The following is a 24,301-nucleotide window of genomic DNA, read 5'->3' as shown; positions in this document are numbered from 1 at the left end:
TGGTTTTTTTATCTAGTTTTAACTTTTTTTCCGTTTCCGGTTGTTTCTAATCCCATATAATCCTGAACTGTTCTGAATCCGATAAAGCTTCTTGCAGAATCAGCATATTCAAAATCTCTAGTACTTACTTGTAAGAAATAAGAAACATCTTTCCAGGATCCTCCACGTACCACTTTACGTTTATTGGAAGCATCCAACACATTTGGATTCATTGAAGAAACATATTCATACGCATTTGGGTCATACGATGAATCTGTCCATTCAGCAACATTTCCAGCCATGTTATATAAGTTATAACCGTTAGGCTCATACGATTTTGCCTCTACAGTATATAGCGCTTGATCAGCCGCGTAATCTCCTCTGTTTGGTTTAAAATTAGCAAGGAAACATCCTCTGTCATTTTTAGTGTAAGGTCCTCCCCAAGGGTATGTGCCTGACTCTAAACCACCTCTTGCAGAATATTCCCATTCTGCCTCAGTAGGCAATCTAAATGAGTTTATTAGATCGCGCCCCGACTTTCTTGATTTTATGAAAGTATTTTTATTCAATGTTCTCCAAGCACAAAAAGCTTTTGCCTGAGTCCATTTTACACCTACAACGGGATAATCTCCATATGCCTTATGCCAGAAGTAATCATTATGCATAGGCTCATTATACGAATAAGCAAAATCCTTAATCCAAACTGTTGTATCTGGATATACTTTTACTTCTTCTGTTTTTATAAAATCTTTTCTTTTGCCAACTTTAGCTTTGGCCGCAGCCTGAATATCCATCCAAGAATAACGAAATTTAAGTTTATCTACATCGATAGTTCGTAAGCCATTATAAGAGGCTTCCAATGGCAAATACATCGAATCCATCACCTCAACGTAATAGGCATCCGGATACAATTTAGGATCTTTAATTAACTTAACTTTTCTATTTAATTTCCTTCCTGCATAAGGGTCGTCATCTGTACCAATACTATAATAGTTATCATACATGTACTTATCATAAGCAGTCATTTTTTCAGGATCTGAATCGTTGAAAGCAAAATCCCCTATACTTCCGGAATTTTTACCTTTACCTTTTCCATCGCCAGCCTTTATACCTTCCTGGTCAGCAAGGATTGCTAATCTTACTCTCATGGTTGAATCCTTAACCCATTCCACAAATTGACGGTATTCACTATTGGTTATTTCTGTTTCATCCATGTAAAACGAACGAACAGTTACTGTTTTTGTAGGAGCATCTTGAATATTGGCTACATCATTATCTGATTTACCCATAATATATGCACCACCAGGAACTAAAGTCATACCATATGGTTTTTCAGGATGCCATTTCCCACCCTTAACACCGACCAATTCGCCTTTGTCGCCAGATTTACCGCAACTGGTTAATAGCGTAAAAATCGCCATAAATGCAATGAACTTCTTCATATAAATTCGGGTTATATTTTCATTATTTTTTAAGTGTGTAAACCTATTTATTATTTTTTAATAAAACAATTATTTTACACTAAACATTCTTTTTGAAAAAAAAATTTTAGTCGAAGCAATTAAACTCCTAAATACTGTTTTTGCGTTGTGCTTTCCACCATCTTTCGGGTAATTCTTGATTACATGCCCCTAAATATTCATCGTAGGAACAAGGTAATAACGTATTCCTTTTCAATTTATTACTCCCATTTGAAATAAATGGTATCTCTATCCACCATCGATCTGTTTTGTCACTTTTATAGAAAACCAAAACCTCTTCTTCTAAAGGTACAATATATTTTATATAATTTTCTCTACTTCCAAAAGGATACTCATTTGAACGGTAATGAAAGCCTTCTATAAAATACCAGATAATCTGCGCCACCAAAATGGATTCTTGAACCGAATCATTATGATTAAATATTCCGAAAACAGATACCTTATCGCTAATTCCAGCATATCTGGCTAATGAACAAATCTCCTTCCCGTTAAAGCCATTAGGAGTAAATGTAACAAAATTGCCTGAATCTGAAGACTTTATAGAATTCAAATCAAGACTAACTATGTCTGCATCTCTAAAAACTGGTTCTGCCAAGGCTATATTATTAGAAATCTCCCCCAATCTATAGGCATCAAAAAATAATTTTTCAATTAAATCAATCTCCTCCTGTGAGTTATAATAGGTTTGATACCCAATATTACAATAATTAAAGAGATTATTTGGTTCATCAATGATAATTTTTGTCAGATATGAAGCAGCCGAAACGCCCTCATTTTCTTTTCCAAAATCAAACTTACTGTCTATAGTAACTAGATTTACCATTTGTTCCAATTCATCATACGCTCTGTAAAGTGCAAAGGTCAAATCTTGAGAACCGCCAATAACGATTGGAATAATTTTCTTCTTAATTAAATCCGAAACGACTTTGCGCAAGGCAAAATAAGAATCATCTGCAGAGTTTCCTGCAAGAATATTTCCTAAATCAGCGATAGAAGCATCCCAGTTTCCTGGAAACATGCTGTAGAGCTCTTTACGAATTGCTAACAAATCAACATCTGTTGTGGTCTTGTCATTTCCTCGGTTTTCCAAAACACCAATAATAGCAATGTTAATCTTATTTAAATCAGGGAATTGCTCATCCGTATGAAAAACGATTTTACTTCCCAGCTGCTGAGAAGATAACTTTTTTATCTCTTCTAAAATATCAGAATCAATGGGTTTTAAAAAATCAAATTCCATTTTATTTCTTTTTTGCTACAGGTTTTTTTACTGCTGCTTTCTTAGTCACTGCTTTTTTAGCTGGTGCTTTTTTGGCGGCAGTTTTCTTGACAGGAGTCTTCTTAGCAATCATTTCTTGCACTTCTTCCAATGTCAGTTTTGTCGCATCGACATCTTTACCCAATTCAATTTTAATTTTTCCCTTGGTTATTACAGAACGTCCCCAACGTGCTTTTTCGACTAAAATCCCTTCCTCAGTCCAGTTGTGCAAAACTTTATCAATGTTCTTTTGCAATTTATCTTCAATCAATGTTTCGATATCTGATTGCGATAAATTATCAAAATCATATTTCTTATTTACATTGATAAATAATCCATCCCATTTGATAAAAGGACCAAAACGACCTGTTCCTTTCTGAACACCTTCGCCTTTATATACTGTAATTGGAGCATCAGCAATAGCTTTCTCATCAATTAACTCCTGTGCTCTTTTAAAATCGACATCCAAAGGATTCTCTCCTTTTGGCAAAGAAACAAAAGCCGCTCCATGACGAATATAAGGACCATAACGGCCATTACTAACCTGAACCTCTTCTCCTTTATATTCTCCTAAATCTTTTGGAAGTAGGAAAAGGTTTAGCGCCTCTTCCAAAGTAATCGTTCCAATATTTTGATCGGCCATTAGACTGGCAAATTTCTTCTCTTCATCATCCGCTTCACCAATTTGAGCCATTGGACCAAATTTCCCTAAACGAACGGAAACCTGCTTTTCAGTTTTAGGATCTTTCCCTAAAATCCTTTCTCCGCTTTCTCTTTCGGCATTTGCCTCTACGTCTTTCACTGTAGGGTGAAATTTATCGTAAAACTCCTTCATCATTACCGCCCAGTCTACATTCCCTTCGGCTATTTCATCAAAATCTTGTTCCACTTTTGCAGTGAAATTATAATCTAAAATATTCCCGAAATTCTTTACCAAGAAATCAGTTACAATTGTCCCGATATCCGTTGGCACTAATTTTCCTTTATCTGAACCTGTATTTTCTTTCAATTCCTTCTCATCCAGTTTCCCAGACTGTAAAGTCAATTGCGTATACTTTCTTTCTTGTCCGTCAAGATTTCCTTTCTCAACATAGTTTCTGTTGATTATAGTAGAAATCGTTGGAGCATAAGTTGATGGACGACCAATTCCTAGTTCTTCTAGTTTCTTAACTAAAGAAGCTTCAGTATAGCGTGCCGGAGGTCTAGAATACCTTTCGGTAGCAGTGATGTAATTGTTTTGTAATTTTTCGTTGACTTTCATAGCAGGTAACATTCCTTCCTGCTCTTCTTCATCGTCATCATGTCCTTCAAGATACACTTTCAAGAAACCTTCAAAAAGTAGCACTTCACCTGAAGCAGTGAATAACTCTCCGTGATTATTAGCCTCAATTTTGACATTTGTTCTTTCTAATTGTGCATCACTCATTTGCGAAGCCAAGGTTCTTTTCCATATCAAATCGTACAAACGAGCTTGGTCTCTATCGATATTCACCGTATGACGCGACATATCAGTAGGACGAATAGCCTCGTGAGCTTCCTGTGCTCCTTTACTTTTATTTACAAAAGTTCGCGGTTTAGAGAATTCCTTTCCATAAGATTTAATGATTTCTGCCTGAGCAGCATCCATAGCGTCTTTAGAAAGATTAACACTATCCGTTCTCATATAAGTTATCAATCCCGCTTCGTATAAACGTTGCGCCAATTGCATGGTAATTCCAACAGGCAAATACAATTTACGCGCCGCTTCTTGTTGCAAGGTCGAAGTCGTAAATGGCCCTGTTGGTGATTTTTTGGTTGGTTTCGTTTCTAAATCCGAAACCTTATAATTAGAACCGACATTTTTATTTAAGAAATCTTCAGCTTCTTTTTTAGTACTGAAATTTTTTGGGATTTTTGCTTTGAATGATTTTCCAGCTTCATTAGTAAATTCTGCCACAACAGAATAACTTGCAACAGCATTAAAATTCTGGATTTCGCGTTCTCTCTCCACAATCAAACGAACTGAAACTGACTGCACACGTCCAGCGGACAAACCCCCTTTAATTTTTCTCCATAATACAGGAGACAATTCATAACCCACTAACCTATCAAGTACTCGCCTTGCTTGTTGTGCGTTTACTAAATTATAGTCAATTTCACGTGGATTATCTATTGCTTTTAGAATAGCAGTTTTTGTAATTTCGTGAAAAACAATTCGTTTGGTTTTGCTTTTATCCAGTTTTAGTTCCTCTGATAAATGCCAAGAAATAGCCTCACCCTCGCGATCCTCATCACTTGCTAACCAAACCATTTCTGCTTTTTTTGCCAAACCTTTCAATTTAGTTACCAAAGCTTTCTTATCTGATGAAACTTCATATTTAGGTTTAAAACCATTCTCTACATCTACACCTATTTCTTTGGAAGGCAAGTCGGCAATATGCCCATAACTTGACTCTACTTGAAAATCACTCCCTAAAAATTTCTCGATTGTTTTTGCCTTTGCAGGGGACTCAACTATAACTAAATTCTTTGCCATTGCTCTATTTTTCTCGGACAAAAGTAGAAGTTTTTTTTAAATATTGGGCTTTCGAAAATTTTAAAAATATTTTTCCTCCAAAAAAAAGCCTCTAAAACCTTAACTAACAGTATTCCTCAAAACCTATTAAAAACACTCCTTCTCAACTTACACCTATATATTAAGGAATAAAAATCAACCTTTTCCAGCAACAACCACATCAATACCCAACTCTTCTAGTTTCGCTTTGGTTTCATTATCGATACCACTATCAGTAATCAAAACATCAATTTTATTCAGATTACATATTTTACCAAACCCTCTAATATTCATTTTTGTAGAATCGGCCAATACGATTACCTTCTCTGCAACATCAATCATTGCCTTATTTAGATGCGCTTCCAACGCATTTGACGTGCTTAATCCAAATTCTAAATGAATACCGTCTGTTCCCAAAAACAACTTATTACATGAAAATTGACCTAAAATCGACTCTGCTATAGGCCCCACAGCCGAAGTTGAACTGTTTCGAATATCTCCGCCCAATTGAATTGTATCAATACTTGGCTCTTTACAAAGCTCTAACGAAACCTTTAGTGACGGCGTAAGTACTGTTAATTTTTGAAAATCCTTAATAATTCGCGACAAATAATGAATATTGGAACCCGAACCTAATATAATATAATCGTTATTACTTATATATTTCAATGCCTCTTGTGCAATCTGCTTTTTCTGTACGACCTGTAATGATTCCTTATCACTTATATCCCTTTCAAACGCATAAATAGGCTGCTTACTAGCCCCGCCATGCGTACGATGCAAAAGCTTTTCATTCTCTAAAAAGTTCAAGTCCTTTCGTATGGTTACGGTTGAAACATTATGTGTTTCACACAAATCAACCACATTCACATATCCCTTTTGATTTAATTCTTTAAGTATATCCTCTTGTCTTCTATTGATTATGGTCATAGTGTCTCCTATTATTTAGTATTGCTTGTTTTTAAAGATACAAAAATAAAATACACAAATAAATATCATTTTATTTTATTTAGTTTCATTTAATTTCATTATGTTTGTTATTCGAAAGTAAACAAAGCTTTAAACCATCAAATACTACACACAATGAAACTACCTGAACAATTATCAAAACTAAAACAAACTGTAGAATGGGACGTAATTGTCATTGGTGGAGGAGCTAGCGGCCTTGGTACTGCACTTGATGCAGCAAGCAGAGGGTATAAAACTATTTTAGTTGAAGCAGTAGATTTCGCAAAAGGAACCTCGAGCAGAAGTACTAAATTAGTTCACGGTGGGGTACGCTACCTTGAGCAAGGTGACATATCCCTTGTTAGAGAAGCTCTTAAAGAAAGGGGCTTAATGGCGCAAAACGCTGGGCATCTTGTTAAAAACCAATCTTTCGTCATACCTAACTACAATTGGTGGGGTGGTTATTTTTACACTATAGGTCTTACCATTTACGACATGTTGTCCGGTAAATTAAGTTTAGGCAAATCTAAATATATTACAAAGAAAAAAACAATCGAACTACTTCCTACCATTGAGCAGAAAGGATTGGTTAGTGGCGTTATCTACCAGGACGGACAGTTTGACGATTCGCGTTTAGCTATTAATATAGCTCAGACTGCAGTCGAGAAAGGCGCTTGCCTTTTAAACTACACCAAGGTTGTTAACCTTTTAAAAGACAGCGAAAACCAAGTAACCGGTGTTCAGGTTAAAAACCAGGAAACTGGAGACTTATATGATTTAAAAGGAAAAGCTATCATAAACGCAACTGGTGTTTTTACAAATTCCATAATGAAACTAAACGACACTGTTTATAAAAAATACATTGTTCCAAGTCAAGGAATCCATCTTGTTTTTGACAAGTCTTTTCTACCAAGTGACCATGCACTTATGATTCCGAAAACAAGTGACGGAAGAGTTTTATTTGCAGTACCGTGGCACGATAAAATTGTTGTTGGAACAACTGACACTTTAATTAAAAGTCATAGTTTAGAGCCAATTGCACTTGAAAAAGAAATCGATTTTGTTCTAGAAACTGCTCAAAGATTCTTGGCAAAAAAACCTACACGAGCTGATGTATTATCTGTTTTTGCAGGGCTAAGACCACTTGCAGCACCCGAAAAAGAAGGTAAAAGCACTAAGGAAGTATCCAGAAGTCATAAAATAATTGTTTCCGAAACTGGGCTAATTACGATAACCGGAGGTAAATGGACCACTTATAGAAAAATTGCTGAAGACATTATTGACAAAGCAATAACTGTTCGTCATCTCCCTAAAAGACAATGCAAAACAGAACACATATCCATTCACGGAAATATCAAAACAAATACTGCTGATCGTGAAAACCATTTGTATATATATGGTACCGATATTCCCAAAATACTAGAGTTACAAAGACAAGAGCCAGAATTAAAACAAAAGCTACACCCTGATTACGACTATACCATGGCCGAAGTTGCCTGGGCAATCAGACATGAAATGGCAAGAACAATTGACGACGTGCTATCAAGAAGAGTACGCCTCTTGTTCTTAGATGCTCGTGCTGCGATAGCCGTTTCAGATAAAGTAGCAAAATTACTTGCCAAAGAACTCGGACATGATGAAGCTTGGATAGAAAACCAAATAACCCAATTCAAAACACTTGCAAACGGATTTCTATTAACAGAATTTAGATCAAATTAATTAACACCTATATACACTAACCATGAAAAATAAATTAATCTTAGCACTTGACCAAGGAACAACATCGTCACGAGCAATCGTCTTTAACCATGACGGAGAAATAGTAAACATATCTCAAAAGCCATTTGAGCAAATATTCCCAAAACCAGGATGGGTAGAACATGACCCTAATGAAATATGGTCTTCACAAATTAGTGTTGCTGCCGAAGTAATTGCAAAAACAGGAATTAACGGAAAGCAAATTGCCGCAATTGGCATAACAAACCAACGAGAAACAACTATCGTTTGGGACAGAGAAACTAGCGAACCTATTTACAATGCAATTGTTTGGCAAGACCGAAGAACAGCAAAATATTGTGACGAGCTAAAAGCGCAAGGACACGCTGAGATGATCCAAAAAAAGACTGGTTTAGTCTTAGATGCCTATTTTTCTGGAACAAAAGTAAAATGGATCTTAGATAATGTTCCTGGAGCCCGTGAAAAAGCAGAACAAGGAAAACTTTGTTTTGGAACCGTAGACACATGGTTAATCTGGAAACTTACCCGCGGAGCCATGTTCATGACAGATGTTTCTAATGCTAGTAGAACCTTATTGTTAAATATACACACGCTAGAATGGGACACTGAACTACTTGAGTTATTCGACATACCTAGAGCAATGTTACCCGAAGTAAAAGAAAGCAGTGAAATATACGGAGAAACCTGCACGACTTTATTTGCAACAAAAATTCCTATCGCAGGAGTTGCCGGAGATCAGCAAGCCGCCCTTTTTGGTCAATTATGCACAGAACCAGGTATGGTTAAAAACACATACGGAACTGGTTGCTTCATGTTAATGAATACTGGAACTAAACCTGTTTATTCTAAAAACAACTTACTTACTACGGTAGCTTGGAAAATCAACGGAAAAACAACTTACGCACTAGAAGGAAGTGTTTTTGTAGGAGGTGCAGCTGTACAATGGCTACGAGACGGAGCTAAAATGATTGATTCAGCAGAGGAAATCGAAACTTTAGCGTCAAAAGTACCAGACAACGGCGGTGTTTACTTTGTCCCTGCATTAACAGGCCTAGGCGCACCACACTGGGATCAATACGCAAGAGGTGCAATCGTAGGAATTACCAGAGGAACCACTAATGCGCATATCGCACGTGCCACTCTAGAAGGAATAGCTTACCAAGTATACGATTTAGTTAAAGCAATGGAAGCTGATTTTGGCAAAAAAGGTGTTGAATTAAGGGTTGATGGCGGAGCTGCAACCAATAATTTAATGATGCAATTCCAATCGGATTTATTTGACTTTAAAGTAATCAGACCTAAGACATTAGAAACAACTGCATTGGGCGCAGCATACTTAGCAGGACTAGCTATAGGATATTGGAAAAGTGTGGATGATTTACAAAAACAATGGTCAATTGACCGTGAGTTTAATCCAGAAATGAAAAGAAACGAAGTCGATCAATTAGTACACAACTGGGACAGAGCTGTTGGACGCGCGACAAACTGGATAGAAGATTAATTGTAAATCATAAAAACACTAGAACATGACCCCATTTATAGCAGAAATCACTGGTACCATGCTAATGATTTTATTAGGCAACGGAGTCGTTGCAAACGTAGTTCTTAAAGGAACGAAAGGAAATAATTCAGGATGGATTGTAATTACTACCGGATGGGCATTTGCCGTTTTTATAGGTGTAGTTGTAGCGGGTCCAGTAAGCGGCGCACACTTAAATCCTATAGTAACATTAGGACTAGCACTTGTAGGTAAATTTGCCTGGAGTCAGGTAGCATCATATATTATCGCTCAACTAATAGGCGCCATGTTAGGAGCTTTCTTAGTTTGGTTGTCACACAAAGATCATTTTGCCGCTACCGAAGATGAAGGCGGGAAATTAGCTTGTTTTAGTACAGGCCCCGCAATCAGAAATTATTCGTCTAATTTAATCAGTGAAATCATAGGGACTTTCACACTTATTTTAGTAATTTTTTATCTCTCAGGTCCAGATTTAAGTATCGCAGCTGCGGCTGATGCAAAAATCGGATTAGGTTCAATAGGTGCTCTACCTGTTGCCATTCTAGTATGGGCAATTGGACTAAGCTTAGGTGGTACAACAGGCTACGCTATCAACCCAGCTAGAGACTTAGGCCCTAGAATTGTACATTCAATACTTCTAAAAGGAAACAGTGACTGGAGCTATGCTTGGGTCCCTATTCTAGGCCCTATCATAGGATCAATACTGGCTGCTTTATGTTTTTTAATGCTTAGCTAACCCTCATTTAAACAAATCATTAAAATGAATAAAATAATAATTTCCGCTGTAATTCTACTTACAGGGTTAGCTGGATACGGCCAAAAAACAACTATTTCAGATACAATAATTACACCAAATAAAGAGACCAAATCATCTCGTCTAGACTTTAACGTTAGCTTAGAAACTAGCCATTTATGGAGAGGACTAGTTATTAATGATGGCATGACGGCTACCGGAAACATCCACTACGCCTTAAACGAAAGCCAAACCTTAACAGTAGGGATTTGGGGCGGAGCTGGATTTGACGGAAACTACCGCGAAATAAACTATTATGTACAGTACCAAAAAAACAATTTGTCTATTGGATTGTGGGATTTATTCAATACTACTGGAATCGAATCACCTAGAGTATTCAATTATGACAAACTCACTACCACTCACATTATAGATTTAAGAACTTCATACCGTTTTCCAGAAGCATTCCCTATTCGAATAGAAGCCGACATACTACTCTATAGCGGATTAAATGACCGTGAATTAAACGACAGCAATGAATATCGAAGTAGAAACTCAACCTATGTTGAATTAAGCTACCCAATTATTACAAACCAAAAAGTAAATTTAAATGTGTTTTGGGGTGCTGCCTTTCCTCTTAATGGAAGCAAACATTTATTTACCAACAAAATTGAAAGTGATTTTGACATCGTCAATACAGGTATAAAAGCAACAAAAAATATTGAAATATTTCATTACAAGCTACCTGTTTCCGCTACAGCAATGTGGAATCCTTCAAATAAAATTGCAAGACTTCAATTGGACGTAAACTTGTTTTAGATATTTAATTTTAATACGTTCCCTAAAACCCTCTCTTATTTTCAAGAGAGGGTTTTTTATTTCTCAAACTGGAACTCGTACCTAGCCTGGATAGCCGTGAATAGCTCCTGAACTAAAAACTAAAAACAATGTTAATTCTTCATCTGACATCTTGTCATATTCACGCAAATAATTGTACCTTTGCCAACTTATTAAAACACACTTTTGAAAGTGACTTATGGAAAAGATTATTGAAGAAAGCAAACAAGGGGAAAGTCTTGTTTTAGAAAATAAACCTGGGAATACAAAAAAACTATTCATAGAAAGCTATGGCTGTGCGATGAACTTTTCGGACAGTGAAATTGTGGCTTCCATATTGTCTGGCAACGGATACAACACAACCCAAGTACTTGAAGAGGCTGATTTGGTCTTGGTAAACACCTGTTCGATAAGGGACAAAGCTGAACAAACCGTTCGCAAGCGTTTAGAGAAATACAATGCGGTGAAACGTATAAACCCGAAAATGAAAGTTGGCGTTTTAGGCTGTATGGCAGAGCGTTTGAAAACACAGTTTCTAGAGGAGGAAAAAATCGTAGACCTTGTGGTAGGCCCTGATGCATATAAAGATTTACCTAACCTTTTACAAGAAGTCGAAGAAGGTCGAAATGCAATTAATGTGATTTTATCTAAAGACGAAACTTATGGAGACATTTCTCCGGTTCGTTTGATGAGTAATGGAATTACTGCCTTGGTATCCATCACACGTGGTTGCGATAATATGTGTACATTTTGCGTAGTGCCTTTTACGCGTGGAAGAGAGCGCAGTCGTGAACCGCAAAGCATCATGAAGGAAATTCAGGATTTATGGGACAAGGGGTTTAAAGAAATTACGCTTTTAGGACAAAATGTTGATAGTTTTCTTTGGTATGGTGGTGGTTTGAAAAAAGATTTTGTGGCTGCTACGGAAATGCAAAAAGCAACTGCTGTAGATTTTGACCAATTATTAGAAATGGTGGCTGTTGGTTTTCCAAAAATGCGTATTCGCTTTTCGACATCCAACCCGCAAGATATGCACGAAAGTGTGTTACACGTAATTGCTAAACACAATAATATCTGCAAACACATTCACTTACCTGTTCAATCAGGAAGCAATCGAATTCTGAAGGAAATGAATCGTTTGCATACCCGTGAGGAATACATGACTTTAATTGATAAAATTAGAGCTATCATTCCAAACGGATCTATTTCACAAGATATGATTGCTGGTTTCCCTACTGAAACTGAGCAAGACCACCAAGACACTTTGAGTCTAATGGAATATGTCAAATATAACTTTGGTTATATGTATTCGTATTCAGAACGTCCAGGAACATTGGCAGGAAGAAAAATGGAAGATGATGTAACGGATGAAACCAAGGCCCGAAGATTACAAGAAATTGTAGACCTACAACAAAAACATGCTTGGTCGCGCTCTGAAGAATTCATTGGTCAAACCGTTGAAGTATTAGTAGAGAAAGTTTCTAAAAAATCAACTGAAGAATTCTCTGGTAGGAACTCACAAAGTATCACCGTAGTTTTTCCAAAAGAGAATTATAAAATTGGCGACTTTGTCTATGTAAAAATTACAAGTTGCACCAGCGGAACTTTGAAAGGGGAAGCAACCGGCTTAAGTGAGATGAATTAGAAAGCTTAGCAGCAAACTCAATTAATTAAGAAAAGAATAAGATGTTAAAAAAAAATATAATAATTGGTTTAGTTACTTTTATAATTGGATTCGGAGTTACGTTTTATATTATCCGGACCTATTTCCCAAAACATAAAGTTGAAAAAACAACTACTACTGTAGAAGATACAATAACAAAACCACAATAGTAACAACCTTTTATTTCATTATAAAAAAGTTTAGATTTAAAGTTTGTCACGCAACTTGAAACTTTAAACAAAAAACTTTAAACAAAAAACAGAATGGATACAGTTCAAGCTATAAAACAACGATTTGAGATTATCGGTAATGACCCGAAATTGAATCGTGCCATAGAGAAAGCGATTCAGGTTGCCCCAACTGACATATCCGTGTTAGTTGTGGGTGAAAGTGGAGTCGGAAAGGAAAGTATCCCGAAAATTATACACTCGCTTTCTCACAGAAAGCACGGTAAATATATCGCGGTAAACTGCGGTGCAATTCCAGAAGGAACTATTGACAGCGAGCTTTTTGGCCATGAGAAAGGAGCTTTTACAGGAGCTACAAGTACCCGTGAAGGCTATTTTGAAGTGGCTAATGGAGGAACTATTTTTCTTGATGAAGTGGGCGAATTGCCACTAACAACCCAAGTTAGACTTCTTCGTGTGCTGGAAAATGGCGAATTCATTAAAGTGGGGTCTTCACAAGTTCAAAAAACAGACGTAAGAATTGTGGCTGCCACAAATGTAAATTTATTTGAAGCGATCGAAAAAGGGAAGTTTCGTGAAGACTTATATTACAGACTAAGTACAGTAGACATTCCTTTACCACCTTTACGCGATCGCAAAGAGGATATCCATTTACTGTTTAGAAAATTTGCAGCTGATTTTGCGCACAAATACAAAATGCCTCCATTGAAGCTGGATGATGATGCCGTTCTTGTTTTACAAAAGTTTCGCTGGAGCGGAAACATTCGTCAATTACGAAATGTAGCTGAACAAGTTTCTGTTTTAGAAACAAATCGCGACATCACTGCTGCGACCTTACAATCATACTTACCCGCTGAAGGCGCCAATTTACCTTCTGTAATAAAAGATAAAAAAAGTGAGGGCGACTTTAGTAATGAAAGAGAGATTTTGTACAAAGTACTTTTTGACATGAAAAGCGACTTGCACGACTTAAAGAAACTCACCTTAGAACTAATGGAAAGTGGCAGTTCTAAAGTGCAGGAAACTAATAAAAACTTGATCACCAAAATATACGGTTCCAAAGAAAACGATAGTGAAATAGATTTTGAAGAGGAACCCAGAACCGCATTACTTTCTAACCAACACAAAGAGGAAATATACCAGGAAAATGATGATAATTATCTTTTTGCAGAAACTGTAGAAGAGGAAGAAGAAGTCCTAAGATTAGAGCAGAAAGAAATCGAAATGATCAAGAAGTCATTAGAAAAAAACAAAGGAAAACGGAAAGCAGCTGCGGATGAATTAGGAATTTCAGAAAGAACACTATACCGAAAAATAAAACAATTCGACCTTTAAAATACCGACAAAAACTGGTTGCAGATTGTCAATTTAATTTGAATATCTTTGAATTTTAAATATAAAATGAAACACTTACACTTTATCATTGCTCTTGCAATCCTTATTACGTTAAACAGTTGTTCCGTTTATAACTTTACCGGAACTGGAAAAATCGATGCGAAAACTTTTCAAGTTAATTTCTTTCAAAACAATTCAGAATTGATTGAACCTGGAATTGACAGAACATTCACCCTCGCCTTACAGGACATCATCCAGAACCAAACCAATTTAAATTTGGTGAAAAACGGTGGAGATTTAACTTATGAAGGTGAAATAGTTGACTACAGAATTAGTCCTATGACAGCAACAGCTGATCAACAGGCGTCCCAAAGTCGTTTAAAAATTAGGGTAAATGTTCGATTTACTAATAAAAATAAGGAAATAGATAATTTCGAAAAGACATTTGAATTTTATTATGATTACCAAGCCCAAACACAATTGTCTGGCACTACATTAGATACTGCCCTTAAGGAAATTTTTGAAAGAATTACTCAAGACATATTTAATGAATCGCTTGCCAAATGGTAATAAAGAAGTCAGCAGTTGGCAGTTTTTAGTGTTTAAACAACAAAAAACACCCGCAAGCTTTCGGGAAATACATACTGATTACATAATACTGAACACTCAAAAAGATGAACGTAACTGATTATACTTATCTAATTAACAAACCAAATGCCATTACTGAGCAGCAAACACTGGCTTTGGAAAAGGTATTGGATGAGTTTCCTTTTTTTCAAAGCGCAAGAGCTTTGCAATTAAAAGGGCTTTACAGTCAGAATAGTTTTAAGTATAATTCTGCATTAAAAGCTACGGCTGCCAATACCACTGACAGAACAGTTTTGTTTGATTTCATTACTTCAGATAGTTTTATCGCAATTCAAAAAGATTTATTCGACAAGAAAAACCTTCATCTTTTAGAGATTAATGTAATTGATGGTGAATTGATCGTTCCGGAAAGCAAGTTAGAACCTAAAGCGAACTCTTTAGAACAATCAATTCTAACCTCCATTAAAGGAGCCGCAGGAACTGAAATTGAAGAAACTTCAAAAGAACCCGAAGACAAGTTGGATATAGGCAAGCCTTTGGATTTTTCCGAAAATGAAAAGCATTCTTTCCAGGAATGGCTTCAGCTGTCAAGAACCCAACCAATAGACAGGACAAATGATATAATAAATAACATAAAAACGGTTCAAGAAGAAAAAAATAAGAAGAAAAAATCGGCCTTAATAGACAAGTTTATTGAAACCAGTCCAAAGATATCTCCAGTCAAGCATGGAGTAACTTCTACAGCACGTATTGACATTAACAAAGAGTACAATACGTCCTTAATGACCGAAACTTTAGCCCGAGTTTATTTAGAACAAAGAAAATATCAAAAAGCAATTCAAGCTTATGAAATATTAATTTTGAAATATCCAGAAAAAAGTAGTTTCTTTGCTGACCGTATCACGGATATTAAGATTTTACAACAAAATAATAATTAAACAATGAGCACATTTTCAATTTTTTTAGTTTTAATAACAATCGTTTGTTTCCTATTGATTGTAGTAATAATGGTTCAAAACCCTAAAGGCGGTGGACTTTCTTCTACTTTAGGTGGATCGACTCAAATGGGTGGCGTTCAAAAAACAACTGACTTTTTAGACAAGAGTACTTGGACACTAGCTACAATCTTAATCGCACTTATTTTATTGTCAAGTTTAAGCTTCACAGGAACACTAAGCGATACGGATTCTAAAATCATCGAAAACACACAAACTGCTGCTCCCGTAGCTCCAGTTACACCGGTACAGGACGCACCAGCTGCAGAATAATTTATACCGCAAAATATACTAAGTGCCAGCCTGTCAAAGCTGGCATTTTTTATAAGAAATTATGTCATCTTTTACAGAATGGCATAATTTCTGAATTCTAACATAATTACATAAAATTAAAACATAAAATCATGGCTTTAAACATTAAACCACTTTCTGACCGCGTTCTTATAGAACCAGTTGCTGCTGAAACAAAAACTGCGTCAGGGATTTTTATTCCAGATACCGCCAAAGAAAAACCACAAAAAGGAACTGTTGTAGCAGTTGGAAACGGTACCAAAGAACACACTATGACTGTGAAAATTGGCGATAGCGTTCTTTATGGTAAATACGCCGGTACAGAATTGAAACTGGAAGGAAAAGACTATTTGATTATGCGTGAAGATGATATTCTTGCAATTATCTAAAAATTAAGAATCAAGAAAACTTGAAACTTTAAACAAAATAAACTTTAAATAAATTAAAGAAATGGCAAAAGATATAAAATTTGATATAGAAGCACGTGACGGACTTAAACGTGGTGTTGATGCTTTAGCAAACGCTGTAAAGGTAACCCTTGGACCAAAAGGTCGTAATGTAATCATTGGAAAATCATTTGGTGGACCAACTGTAACAAAAGATGGTGTTACTGTTGCAAAAGAAATTGAATTAAAAGACCCATTAGAAAATATGGGAGCCCAAATGGTAAAAGAAGTTGCCTCTAAAACTAATGATTTGGCAGGAGACGGAACAACTACCGCAACCGTTTTAGCTCAAGCTATCGTAAAAGAAGGTTTAAAAAACGTTGCTGCCGGAGCTAATCCTATGGATTTGAAACGAGGTATTGACAAAGCTGTTGAAGCAATTGTTGCTGACTTAGCAAAACAATCTCAAGTGGTAGGTACTGATTCTGATAAAATCAAACAAATCGCGTCTATTTCTGCTAATAATGACGAAGTAATTGGTGAGTTAATCGCTGATGCTTTCGCAAAAGTAGGAAAAGAAGGTGTGATCACTGTTGAAGAAGCAAAAGGAACTGACACTTATGTGGATGTTGTTGAAGGAATGCAATTTGACAGAGGATATCTTTCTCCATATTTCGTTACCAATTCTGAAAAAATGGAAGTGGAACTAGAAAGTCCATATATCTTATTATATGACAAAAAAGTTTCGTCTTTAAAAGAATTACTACCGGTTCTTGAGCCAGTAGCACAATCAGGAAAACCTTTATTGATTATTGCTGAAGATGTAGATGGTGAAGCATTATCGACATTGGTAGTAAACAAACTTCGTGGAGCCTTGAAAATCGCTGCTGTTAAAGCACCTGGTTTTGGAGACAGAAGAAAAGCAATGCTTGAAGATATTGCCATTTTAACTGGTGGAACTGTTATCTCTGAAGAAAGAGGATATACACTTGAGAATACAACTATCGAAATGTTAGGTACTGCTAAAAAAGTAACTATCGATAAAGACAACACTACTATTGTAAGCGGTGCTGGCGAAGCTGACATGATCAAAAATCGTGTAAACCAAATCAAAGGTCAAATGGAAGCTACCACTTCTGACTATGATAAGGAAAAATTACAAGAACGTTTGGCAAAATTAGCTGGTGGTGTTGCTGTCCTTTATGTAGGTGCTGCATCTGAAGTTGAAATGAAAGAGAAAAAAGACAGAGTAGACGATGCGCTTCACGCCACTCGTGCAGCTGTTGAAGAAGGAATTGTTGCTGGTGGTGGAGTTGCTTTACTTAGAGCTAAAAAAGTTTTAAGTGAAATAACCGCTGATAACGCAGACGAAGCTACTGGAATTCAAATCATATCTCGTGCAGTAGAATCTCCATTAAGAACTATTGTTGAAAATGCAGGTCTTGAAGGTTCTGTTGTTGTTGCAAAAGTAGCTGAAGGAAAAGGGGACTTTGGTTACAATGCTAAAACAGACGAATATGTTGATATGCTAAAAGCAGGTATTATTGATCCTAAAAAAGTAACTCGTGTAGCATTAGAAAACGCTGCATCAGTAGCAGGAATGATCTTAACTACTGAATGCGCTTTAATTGATATTAAAGAAGAAAATGGTGGCGGAAACCCAATGGGTGGCGGTATGCCAGGAATGATGTAATATTTTGTCGAAAGACAAAAACAGAGCTAAAAAGCCCGAAGTTTATCGCTTCGGGCTTTTTTTGTGCCTATTTTTGAATCAAGGCTGTACTTTTCAAGTTTTAACAAAATGTACAGCGTAAACTGTATATTTTGTTAACTTTTAAAATAAAAAAAACAAATATTATTTCTTTATTATACTTTTGATTTTTTTAGCACTGTATATCCACAAAGTAATTATTATGATTCAACTACTCATGATTGGAAAATAGAATCTTCTATTGGATTAGAATTTAATGATGTTATGGCAAATATGTTGCTTGTAGGCAAATCAGATGATGAGGCTTTTGAAATTGCATTGGCATTTGTATTACAAAATCATAATATAGGAATCACTTTGAATAAAATGGACAATAATGGAAATTTTATCCCCATTTTTGTGAATTCCTATCTAGACCTCAGCGACCCCACAAAAACAATATATACAAAAACAACTAATTGTAATTTAAATTAAATGCTATGAAAAATATAACGAAAATATGCCTAATTCTAATACTCTTTATTTTTAACATTGGGAATGTACAAGCTCAAGTAAAAGAAAACGATACCATTAGCCAAATAAAAGAGATTAGGTTAAATAAAGAGAAATATATTGGAAAGCCATGTGCTGTTTTGTTGGCCGATTTAAAAATAAAGCCTGCTTTAATAATTAGTCTTTCTCCAGCTAATAATAGAAACGTAATTAATACTACTACTTTTTACTTAAGAAGTGATTTGAATAATTATTACATAAGAATTGTTTGGCAAGATTTTATTACCAAGAAAGAGGTAAAAGGAATAGAAAAAACACTTAAATATAAAGCTACGAACGAAGGAAAAAATATTTTAAAGGGATATATTGTAAAAGATATTTTGACTCGCTATTAGTGGACTACAATTCGGCCGAAACTATTTCTCTTTTTTATCAAAAAAATTAAGAAGCAACTTAAACTATCAATTCTGCCCATACCCAGAGCAGGATTTAATTATTTTATAGATTATTGCTTACATTTGAAAAAGTAAAAATTAGAAAAACCATTATAGATTACATTCCATCGGATACATTTATGGGAGATATAAAAGAAATCAATAGCGGTAACTTTAAATCAAAGCAATTTGATGGCGAAGTTTCATTTAAAAACCCAAAAGACAATTATACTATGGTCTGGGTCTTATCAAAAGGTGTTGTAAATAAAAAATTAAAACGGACGGAGTCAATCACAAAACAAAAAAAGACATCTAAAACAGCTACTAGCCTAGGCTACGTTTGTGGTGACCGTGAAATTGAATATGAAATTTGTGTTGGCCCAGGAGGAGAGGAAGTTTGTACAAACTACACTTATAGTGTTTATGAATGTGAATGGATAGAAGAACCAGATATTGAAGAAAATCCTTATGACTGTGCAGTTAATAATGATTGGCCTTGGTGTCAAGATGGTGATGAAGATCCAACAGATCCTGAAAATGAATGTAGAGACCTTGAAAGTACGTTTGATTCATCATATGGACAATCTATATCTGAAGACATTAATTCAGTTGTAACATTTGATGATAGTTCATCAAGAACTGTGAGATATACTTGGCGTTTTTATACAGGTTACGGTATCACTCTTCAATCCGTAGATACAGGTATTCACAATAGAGCTCATAATCACTGGGAGTGGGTAAGTATAACACATGAATCTGTTTACCAAACAACAGATAATTCATTGTTTGATGTGACTCACACTATAAACAGTGTTTCTGCTATTGTAAATAATCCAAAAACAGCTACAATAAATATAAATTTTAACGTAAAAGCAGTATTAAATTGTGGCGGTATTGCACTCAAAACAAAAGAAGATAACTTCACAAGTTATAGTGTAAAAAGACCTTATGCAGATGGTGATCAATAAAATAATAATTAGAAAATTAACCAAATTAGCTTCTTTAGGGATTTTAATATTAATGTCATTTTCATTTGTAAAATACATAACTAAAGATTCAATTCGGAAATTTAAAATCACAAAACATTGGCCAATAAGGTTGAAAGACCGTAATGCCTATTTTGACCTTGTATCATATAATTACGTTATTACCTACAAAGATTATGTTTTGTATGAGTTCCCACAGGATGGAGAAGTTAATGACACTTTACCAAATCCAAATACCTATTTTCAATTAGGAGTTTTTAAAGAGACGGATGGATTTGGATATTATACTGATTCAAAAAAACTGATTGTAAATAAAATAATAGTTATTGATACATTACTAGGTGATCATGGGTTTCCTTTAAAACCAATTATAGTTTTTAATAATTACAAATTAGTATCTGAACAAAAAATCTGCGATGGAAAAAAATACAATCTAATCCGGAAATACATTACTTTAAATAAAAAAGATATATCCTATGCTGACACAGTAAAAGTCTATTTTTCTAACAAAGGAGTAAAATTACCAATACCTCTCTTTGAAAAAGAGTTTATACTTGAAAATAAATTAGACATAGCCAAATTCGAGTTTATATATAATCCCCGTCGTTATAATAATGACACACTTTTATATCCAAAATCCACTTTTAGCATGTCAATAGATGAAGTTAAAATTACAGATTATTACAGCTATTTATCATTCTTTAAAAAACTAAAACAATAAGAATCAAAGAATCCTGCCCATACCAAGAGCAGGATTTAATTATTTTATAGATTATTGCTTACATTTGAAAAAGTAAAAATTAGAAAAACCATTATAGATTACATTCCTTCTGATAATTTTATGGAAGATATAAAAACATTAATAGTGGTAATTTTAAAGAAAATTATGGCATGGGCAAACCAATAGGTGGCGGTATGCCAGGAATGATGTAATTCCAAACCATTTATCATAAAAAAATCCGTTCACCAAAAGTGAACGGATTTTTTATTTAGTATATATAATGCAAATAAAAACTAACTTTTAAAACTGATTACTCTATTTTTAATCTTCAGTTACTGTGTTTTTTTTAGCTAATTTAAGCAATACTGGAGAAAGCGTTAATACCACTAAACCAATAATTATTAATTCAATATGATTCTTTAAGTCGATTTGATAATTATTCAATAAGAAACCATATAAATAGTGTCCTGCAAAAATTAATGTAAAAGACCAAAGGAAAGAACTTACGACATTGTAAAACATAAACTTCTTTTTATCCATAGTTACAATACCTGCTACAATAGGAGCAAAAGTTCTAAATATAGGCAAGAATCTTGCAAAAATAATAGCTCTACCTCCATGTCTCTCGAAGAAATCTTTTGATTGTACTAGATATTTCTTCTTAAACCAAAAAGTATCCTTTTTATTATAGAGATAATATCCGCTTTTAGACCCAAACCAATACCCTACTATATTACCTAAAACACCAGCTATTGCCACCGAAGTAGACAATATCATAACGTTAATAAAAGCGCTGTCTATAAAAAGCACATTTTCTATCAATTCACGGTTATAGATCCCTGCTAAAAAAAGCAAACTGTCCCCAGGCAAAAAGAACCCTGCAAACAATCCTGTTTCCGCAAAAACAATAAACAATACGATATAAATCCCTAATTTTATTCCATTCACATCAAAGTGAATATAAAAAAGTGGGTCAATTAAATTCTTCCAATCAAAGCTATTCATTCAGTGGGGTGTTTGTGCTAAAATAATTCGTGCGTGAAAGTAATCATAATTTACTTCAACCACAATATATTGAATAGTTTTACAGTTTTATTAACGCTTGAAGAAGCAATATTATTTGCGACTAGAACATTGCAAAAATACTGCATCAATAATAAAACTTAAATTATCTAAAAAAAAAAATCAAAACACAAACTTACTGATCGAATATTAATTGCTGTTTTATATCAATTCAACTAATTTAAATCTCAAATTCTTGTCCCATCAGCGGAACGGAGCAATCAAAACCATACTGCTCCCCTATTTTAATTCGGAGTTCATCTGCAGGTTGATTTTCACCGTGAACCAAGAATACTTTTTCAGGCTTGTTTTCCAATTCTGAAAGCCAATTGAGTAAATCTTTTTGGTCACCATGCGCAGACAAGCCTTCTATTTCGAGGATTTTTGCCATTACAGGATAGTATTTTCCATAGATTTTAACCTCCTTAGCGCCTTCTAACAATTTCCTACCACGAGTACCTTCTGCCTGATAGCCTACAATAATCACCGTAGTTTCTGCTAATTCGATATAGCGTTCTAAATAACTCAACACTCTTCCGCCAGTTACCATACCGCTGGCAGCAATCACCACTTTAGGTTGTTTGTTATAAATTGTTTCAATCGTTTCCCGATAATCAGAAATCATTGTAAACATTTTACCTATCGCTACGCAATCTTCAATTGATAATTTATGCCATTTCAAATTTTCAAAAAATATATCGAACGCACTCACTCCCATGGGAGAATCAATGATATATGGGACATTAGGGATTTTATCTTCTTCTCTGAGCTGCCACAATAAATACATCACCATTTGCGCACGTTCGACTGCAAAACTTGGTATTATAACTGTGCCCCCATTTTTAATCGTGTTATTTATATACATCTCCAATTCTAACTTGACATCCGTATTTGGGTGTATTCTGTTTCCATAGGTACTTTCAAGAAACACATAATCAGCTTTTTTAGGCTTGGTAGGCGGATACATCAGCGCGTCATTATCACGACCAATATCCCCGGAAAACGCCAATGTTTTGTTTTCTATTGTTAGTTCAATACTGCAAGCACCAATAATATGACCCGCATTAACAAAAATAGCAGTAATTTGAGCATCCAAGTGAACGTCTTCATTTGTTTTCACAACCCTAAAAAGAGGAAATACTTTTTTTGCTTGTTCAACATTATATAGCGGCTGTGCAACTTCATGTTTAGAATACTTTTCTTTATTTGCTTTTTCAGCTTCCTCCTCTTGTATTTTGGCGCTGTCTAATAGAATTAACTTTGCAATTGCTTTTGTCGGCTCGCTGCAATAAATTTTCCCTTTGAAACCTTGATCAACTAACCTAGGTAACCAACCGCAGTGGTCCAAATGACCATGAGTCAGTAGTACAAAATCAATTGTTGAAGCCAAAACAGGCAAAGGTTCCCAATTGAGCTCCCTCAAGGGTTTAATTCCTTGAAAAAGCCCACAATCTATCAAAATCCGAATTCCATTGCTTTCAATCAATGTTTTTGAACCTGTCACCGTTCCCGCTGCTCCGATAAATTTTATTTTCATGACCTTGTTTTTTTGTTAAATAACTAGATAATTTAATCACACCTGCATAATTCTGTAACCTCTTTTAAAACATTTTTTATTCTATTTGAGCTCAATCCTATTTTTTCAAGAGGATCTGAGTTATTAACTAATTCCTTTGCTAAGAGTATATCAAGCACTAACAATTTATCTTTTTCAGCCAGCGAAAGAGTCGTTAAACAAGTCACTGGATAAAGACAATCAATATCATTTTTAGTTTTCAAATTGTTGTTTTTTGGATAATCCCAGCTTAATAAGCTCATTCCCGAACATTTTGAAAAATCTATCGCATCTGAGGTAAAGCGATTATTAGTAGCTATCCAACATTTTGAAACAGTATCTTTTAATGAAAAAATAACATGTTGCTTATCTTTCAAATCATTAAATCTGGAGAAAACATACAAAGGGACTTTGACATCAGAAACAGCATCTCTTCGAGAATGAAACTTACATTCAATCATCATAACTGCATTGTCTTTTTTAGCTAGAACGTCTATCTCATGAGAAACACACTTTCCCTGTAAAATCAAATTAGTCACCGTTAAATAGCCTTCCGCAGTAAAGAGTCGAGCAATATATTTTTCGAAGAAAAAACCTGCTGGACCTAATGCTTGAAGACCTGCCCTTAGATTATATCGTGCTGCATGGGAGTTAGCCTCCTTTTTAAGTAACCCAAAAGCCTTTTTATAGATTTTCTTTGTTGATATCCCTTCGTAGAGTTCTTTACGAATTATGCGTAAAATACCCTCAACTACAGCTGGACTAGCGCCCGATTTCATAAGTGACTTTTTGAGTTTTTCAGGATTAAAATCAACGATGTCCCCTGAATGCTTTACAATTTTCATCTACATACCTAATTGATTATCAAT

The 24,301-nt window shown here is 35.1% G+C and carries 22 protein-coding genes; 15 read left to right on the top strand and 7 right to left on the bottom strand.

Going from position 1 to position 24,301, the window contains the following annotated elements; all coding sequences use genetic code 11:
- Nucleotides 1–8 precede the first annotated feature (8 nt).
- The 4 genes from gldK to HJ01_RS07430 form a co-directional block, all read right to left on the bottom strand.
- Nucleotides 9–1,421 (bottom strand): gliding motility lipoprotein GldK, encoded by a 1,413-nt coding sequence (gene gldK, locus HJ01_RS07445; protein ID WP_007137739.1) that lies wholly within the window; start codon nt 1,419–1,421, stop codon nt 9–11.
- A gap of 127 nt (nt 1,422–1,548) precedes the next feature.
- A complete protein-coding gene (locus HJ01_RS07440) occupies nt 1,549–2,700 on the bottom strand; it encodes a formimidoylglutamase (protein WP_007137738.1) in 1,152 nt (383 codons plus the stop codon).
- 1 nt (nt 2,701) lies between these two features.
- Nucleotides 2,702–5,233 carry a type I DNA topoisomerase gene (gene topA, locus HJ01_RS07435; protein WP_007137737.1) on the bottom strand — a complete coding sequence of 844 codons (2,532 nt, stop codon included), beginning with the start codon at nt 5,231–5,233 and terminating at the stop codon, nt 2,702–2,704.
- 174 nt (nt 5,234–5,407) lie between these two features.
- On the bottom strand, nt 5,408–6,181 hold the full coding sequence (locus tag HJ01_RS07430; RefSeq protein WP_007137736.1) for a DeoR/GlpR family DNA-binding transcription regulator: 774 nt from the start codon (nt 6,179–6,181) through the stop codon (nt 5,408–5,410).
- Nucleotides 6,182–6,334: 153 nt separating this feature from the next.
- On the opposite strand from HJ01_RS07430, the gene HJ01_RS07425 reads away from it, so the two are divergent.
- From HJ01_RS07425 to HJ01_RS07355, 15 genes are all read left to right on the top strand, one after another.
- Entirely contained in the window at nt 6,335–7,918 is a 1,584-nt protein-coding gene (locus HJ01_RS07425; protein WP_007137735.1) for a glycerol-3-phosphate dehydrogenase/oxidase, read from the top strand.
- Nucleotides 7,919–7,940: 22 nt separating this feature from the next.
- On the top strand, nt 7,941–9,437 hold the full coding sequence (glpK, locus tag HJ01_RS07420) for a glycerol kinase GlpK (RefSeq protein ID WP_007137734.1): 1,497 nt from the start codon (nt 7,941–7,943) through the stop codon (nt 9,435–9,437).
- 25 nt (nt 9,438–9,462) lie between these two features.
- Nucleotides 9,463–10,191 carry an MIP/aquaporin family protein gene (locus tag HJ01_RS07415; protein ID WP_007137733.1) on the top strand — a complete coding sequence of 243 codons (729 nt, stop codon included), beginning with the start codon at nt 9,463–9,465 and terminating at the stop codon, nt 10,189–10,191.
- A gap of 24 nt (nt 10,192–10,215) precedes the next feature.
- The gene (locus HJ01_RS07410; RefSeq protein ID WP_007137732.1) at nt 10,216–11,007 is read left to right on the top strand and encodes a hypothetical protein; all 792 of its coding nucleotides are present in this window, start codon (nt 10,216–10,218) and stop codon (nt 11,005–11,007) included.
- 217 nt (nt 11,008–11,224) lie between these two features.
- Nucleotides 11,225–12,670: a tRNA (N6-isopentenyl adenosine(37)-C2)-methylthiotransferase MiaB gene (gene miaB / locus HJ01_RS07405; RefSeq protein ID WP_007137731.1), complete on the top strand. Its 1,446-nt coding sequence runs from the start codon at nt 11,225–11,227 to the stop codon at nt 12,668–12,670.
- Between the two features lie 281 nt (nt 12,671–12,951).
- Nucleotides 12,952–14,211, top strand: a complete 1,260-nt coding sequence (locus tag HJ01_RS07400) for a sigma-54 interaction domain-containing protein (protein WP_007137729.1) — start codon at nt 12,952–12,954, stop codon at nt 14,209–14,211.
- Nucleotides 14,212–14,277: 66 nt separating this feature from the next.
- Nucleotides 14,278–14,781: an LptE family protein gene (locus tag HJ01_RS07395; RefSeq protein ID WP_007137728.1), complete on the top strand. Its 504-nt coding sequence runs from the start codon at nt 14,278–14,280 to the stop codon at nt 14,779–14,781.
- A 104-nt stretch (nt 14,782–14,885) separates the two neighbouring features.
- Nucleotides 14,886–15,737, top strand: coding sequence for a tetratricopeptide repeat protein (locus HJ01_RS07390; protein WP_007137727.1), 852 nt, complete (start codon nt 14,886–14,888; stop codon nt 15,735–15,737).
- Between the two features lie 3 nt (nt 15,738–15,740).
- Complete coding sequence (secG, locus tag HJ01_RS07385; RefSeq protein ID WP_040473768.1) at nt 15,741–16,067, top strand: preprotein translocase subunit SecG; 327 nt, start codon at nt 15,741–15,743, stop codon at nt 16,065–16,067.
- 131 nt (nt 16,068–16,198) lie between these two features.
- On the top strand, nt 16,199–16,474 hold the full coding sequence (gene groES, locus HJ01_RS07380) for a co-chaperone GroES (protein ID WP_007137725.1): 276 nt from the start codon (nt 16,199–16,201) through the stop codon (nt 16,472–16,474).
- A 61-nt stretch (nt 16,475–16,535) separates the two neighbouring features.
- On the top strand, nt 16,536–18,164 hold the full coding sequence (gene groL / locus HJ01_RS07375; RefSeq protein WP_007137724.1) for a chaperonin GroEL: 1,629 nt from the start codon (nt 16,536–16,538) through the stop codon (nt 18,162–18,164).
- Nucleotides 18,165–18,446: 282 nt separating this feature from the next.
- On the top strand, nt 18,447–18,656 hold the full coding sequence (locus HJ01_RS07370; RefSeq protein WP_007137723.1) for a hypothetical protein: 210 nt from the start codon (nt 18,447–18,449) through the stop codon (nt 18,654–18,656).
- A 5-nt stretch (nt 18,657–18,661) separates the two neighbouring features.
- Nucleotides 18,662–19,069 (top strand): hypothetical protein, encoded by a 408-nt coding sequence (locus HJ01_RS07365; RefSeq protein WP_007137722.1) that lies wholly within the window; start codon nt 18,662–18,664, stop codon nt 19,067–19,069.
- A 113-nt stretch (nt 19,070–19,182) separates the two neighbouring features.
- Nucleotides 19,183–20,076: a hypothetical protein gene (locus HJ01_RS07360; RefSeq protein WP_007137721.1), complete on the top strand. Its 894-nt coding sequence runs from the start codon at nt 19,183–19,185 to the stop codon at nt 20,074–20,076.
- The gene (locus HJ01_RS07355) at nt 20,063–20,815 is read left to right on the top strand and encodes a hypothetical protein (RefSeq protein ID WP_007137720.1); all 753 of its coding nucleotides are present in this window, start codon (nt 20,063–20,065) and stop codon (nt 20,813–20,815) included. The genes HJ01_RS07360 and HJ01_RS07355 overlap by 14 nt, the downstream gene beginning before the upstream one ends.
- Before the next feature lie 321 nt (nt 20,816–21,136).
- Here the strand turns inward: HJ01_RS07355 and HJ01_RS07350 are convergent, their stop codons facing one another.
- From HJ01_RS07350 to HJ01_RS07340, 3 genes are all read right to left on the bottom strand, one after another.
- On the bottom strand, nt 21,137–21,820 hold the full coding sequence (locus tag HJ01_RS07350; RefSeq protein ID WP_007137718.1) for a DedA family protein: 684 nt from the start codon (nt 21,818–21,820) through the stop codon (nt 21,137–21,139).
- Nucleotides 21,821–22,058: 238 nt separating this feature from the next.
- Nucleotides 22,059–23,414: an MBL fold metallo-hydrolase gene (locus HJ01_RS07345; protein WP_007137717.1), complete on the bottom strand. Its 1,356-nt coding sequence runs from the start codon at nt 23,412–23,414 to the stop codon at nt 22,059–22,061.
- 32 nt (nt 23,415–23,446) lie between these two features.
- A complete protein-coding gene (locus tag HJ01_RS07340) occupies nt 23,447–24,277 on the bottom strand; it encodes a restriction endonuclease (RefSeq protein ID WP_007137716.1) in 831 nt (276 codons plus the stop codon).
- Nucleotides 24,278–24,301: the final 24 nt, after the last annotated feature.

The sequence above is a fragment of the Flavobacterium frigoris PS1 genome, from assembly GCF_000252125.1.
Classification (GTDB): Bacteria; Bacteroidota; Bacteroidia; order Flavobacteriales; family Flavobacteriaceae; genus Flavobacterium; species Flavobacterium frigoris_A.
This window is presented reverse-complemented; position numbering and strand designations above follow the sequence as displayed.

What these genes read in the sequence shown, in the direction of transcription:
- HJ01_RS07390 (WP_007137727.1), top strand. Translation starts at nt 14,886, where the DNA reads ATGAACGTAACTGATTATACTTATCTAATTAACAAACCAAATGCCATT.
- HJ01_RS07415 (WP_007137733.1), top strand. Translation starts at nt 9,463, where the DNA reads ATGACCCCATTTATAGCAGAAATCACTGGTACCATGCTAATGATTTTA.
- HJ01_RS07355 (WP_007137720.1), top strand. Translation starts at nt 20,063, where the DNA reads ATGGTGATCAATAAAATAATAATTAGAAAATTAACCAAATTAGCTTCT.
- HJ01_RS07395 (WP_007137728.1), top strand. Translation starts at nt 14,278, where the DNA reads ATGAAACACTTACACTTTATCATTGCTCTTGCAATCCTTATTACGTTA.
- HJ01_RS07350 (WP_007137718.1), bottom strand. Translation starts at nt 21,820, where the DNA reads ATGAATAGCTTTGATTGGAAGAATTTAATTGACCCACTTTTTTATATT.
- HJ01_RS07425 (WP_007137735.1), top strand. Translation starts at nt 6,335, where the DNA reads ATGAAACTACCTGAACAATTATCAAAACTAAAACAAACTGTAGAATGG.
- HJ01_RS07430 (WP_007137736.1), bottom strand. Translation starts at nt 6,181, where the DNA reads ATGACCATAATCAATAGAAGACAAGAGGATATACTTAAAGAATTAAAT.
- HJ01_RS07440 (WP_007137738.1), bottom strand. Translation starts at nt 2,700, where the DNA reads ATGGAATTTGATTTTTTAAAACCCATTGATTCTGATATTTTAGAAGAG.
- HJ01_RS07340 (WP_007137716.1), bottom strand. Translation starts at nt 24,277, where the DNA reads ATGAAAATTGTAAAGCATTCAGGGGACATCGTTGATTTTAATCCTGAA.
- glpK (WP_007137734.1), top strand. Translation starts at nt 7,941, where the DNA reads ATGAAAAATAAATTAATCTTAGCACTTGACCAAGGAACAACATCGTCA.
- HJ01_RS07365 (WP_007137722.1), top strand. Translation starts at nt 18,662, where the DNA reads ATGAAAAATATAACGAAAATATGCCTAATTCTAATACTCTTTATTTTT.
- groL (WP_007137724.1), top strand. Translation starts at nt 16,536, where the DNA reads ATGGCAAAAGATATAAAATTTGATATAGAAGCACGTGACGGACTTAAA.
- HJ01_RS07370 (WP_007137723.1), top strand. Translation starts at nt 18,447, where the DNA reads ATGGCAAATATGTTGCTTGTAGGCAAATCAGATGATGAGGCTTTTGAA.
- HJ01_RS07400 (WP_007137729.1), top strand. Translation starts at nt 12,952, where the DNA reads ATGGATACAGTTCAAGCTATAAAACAACGATTTGAGATTATCGGTAAT.
- miaB (WP_007137731.1), top strand. Translation starts at nt 11,225, where the DNA reads ATGGAAAAGATTATTGAAGAAAGCAAACAAGGGGAAAGTCTTGTTTTA.
- topA (WP_007137737.1), bottom strand. Translation starts at nt 5,233, where the DNA reads ATGGCAAAGAATTTAGTTATAGTTGAGTCCCCTGCAAAGGCAAAAACA.
- groES (WP_007137725.1), top strand. Translation starts at nt 16,199, where the DNA reads ATGGCTTTAAACATTAAACCACTTTCTGACCGCGTTCTTATAGAACCA.
- HJ01_RS07345 (WP_007137717.1), bottom strand. Translation starts at nt 23,414, where the DNA reads ATGAAAATAAAATTTATCGGAGCAGCGGGAACGGTGACAGGTTCAAAA.
- gldK (WP_007137739.1), bottom strand. Translation starts at nt 1,421, where the DNA reads ATGAAGAAGTTCATTGCATTTATGGCGATTTTTACGCTATTAACCAGT.
- secG (WP_040473768.1), top strand. Translation starts at nt 15,741, where the DNA reads ATGAGCACATTTTCAATTTTTTTAGTTTTAATAACAATCGTTTGTTTC.
- HJ01_RS07410 (WP_007137732.1), top strand. Translation starts at nt 10,216, where the DNA reads ATGAATAAAATAATAATTTCCGCTGTAATTCTACTTACAGGGTTAGCT.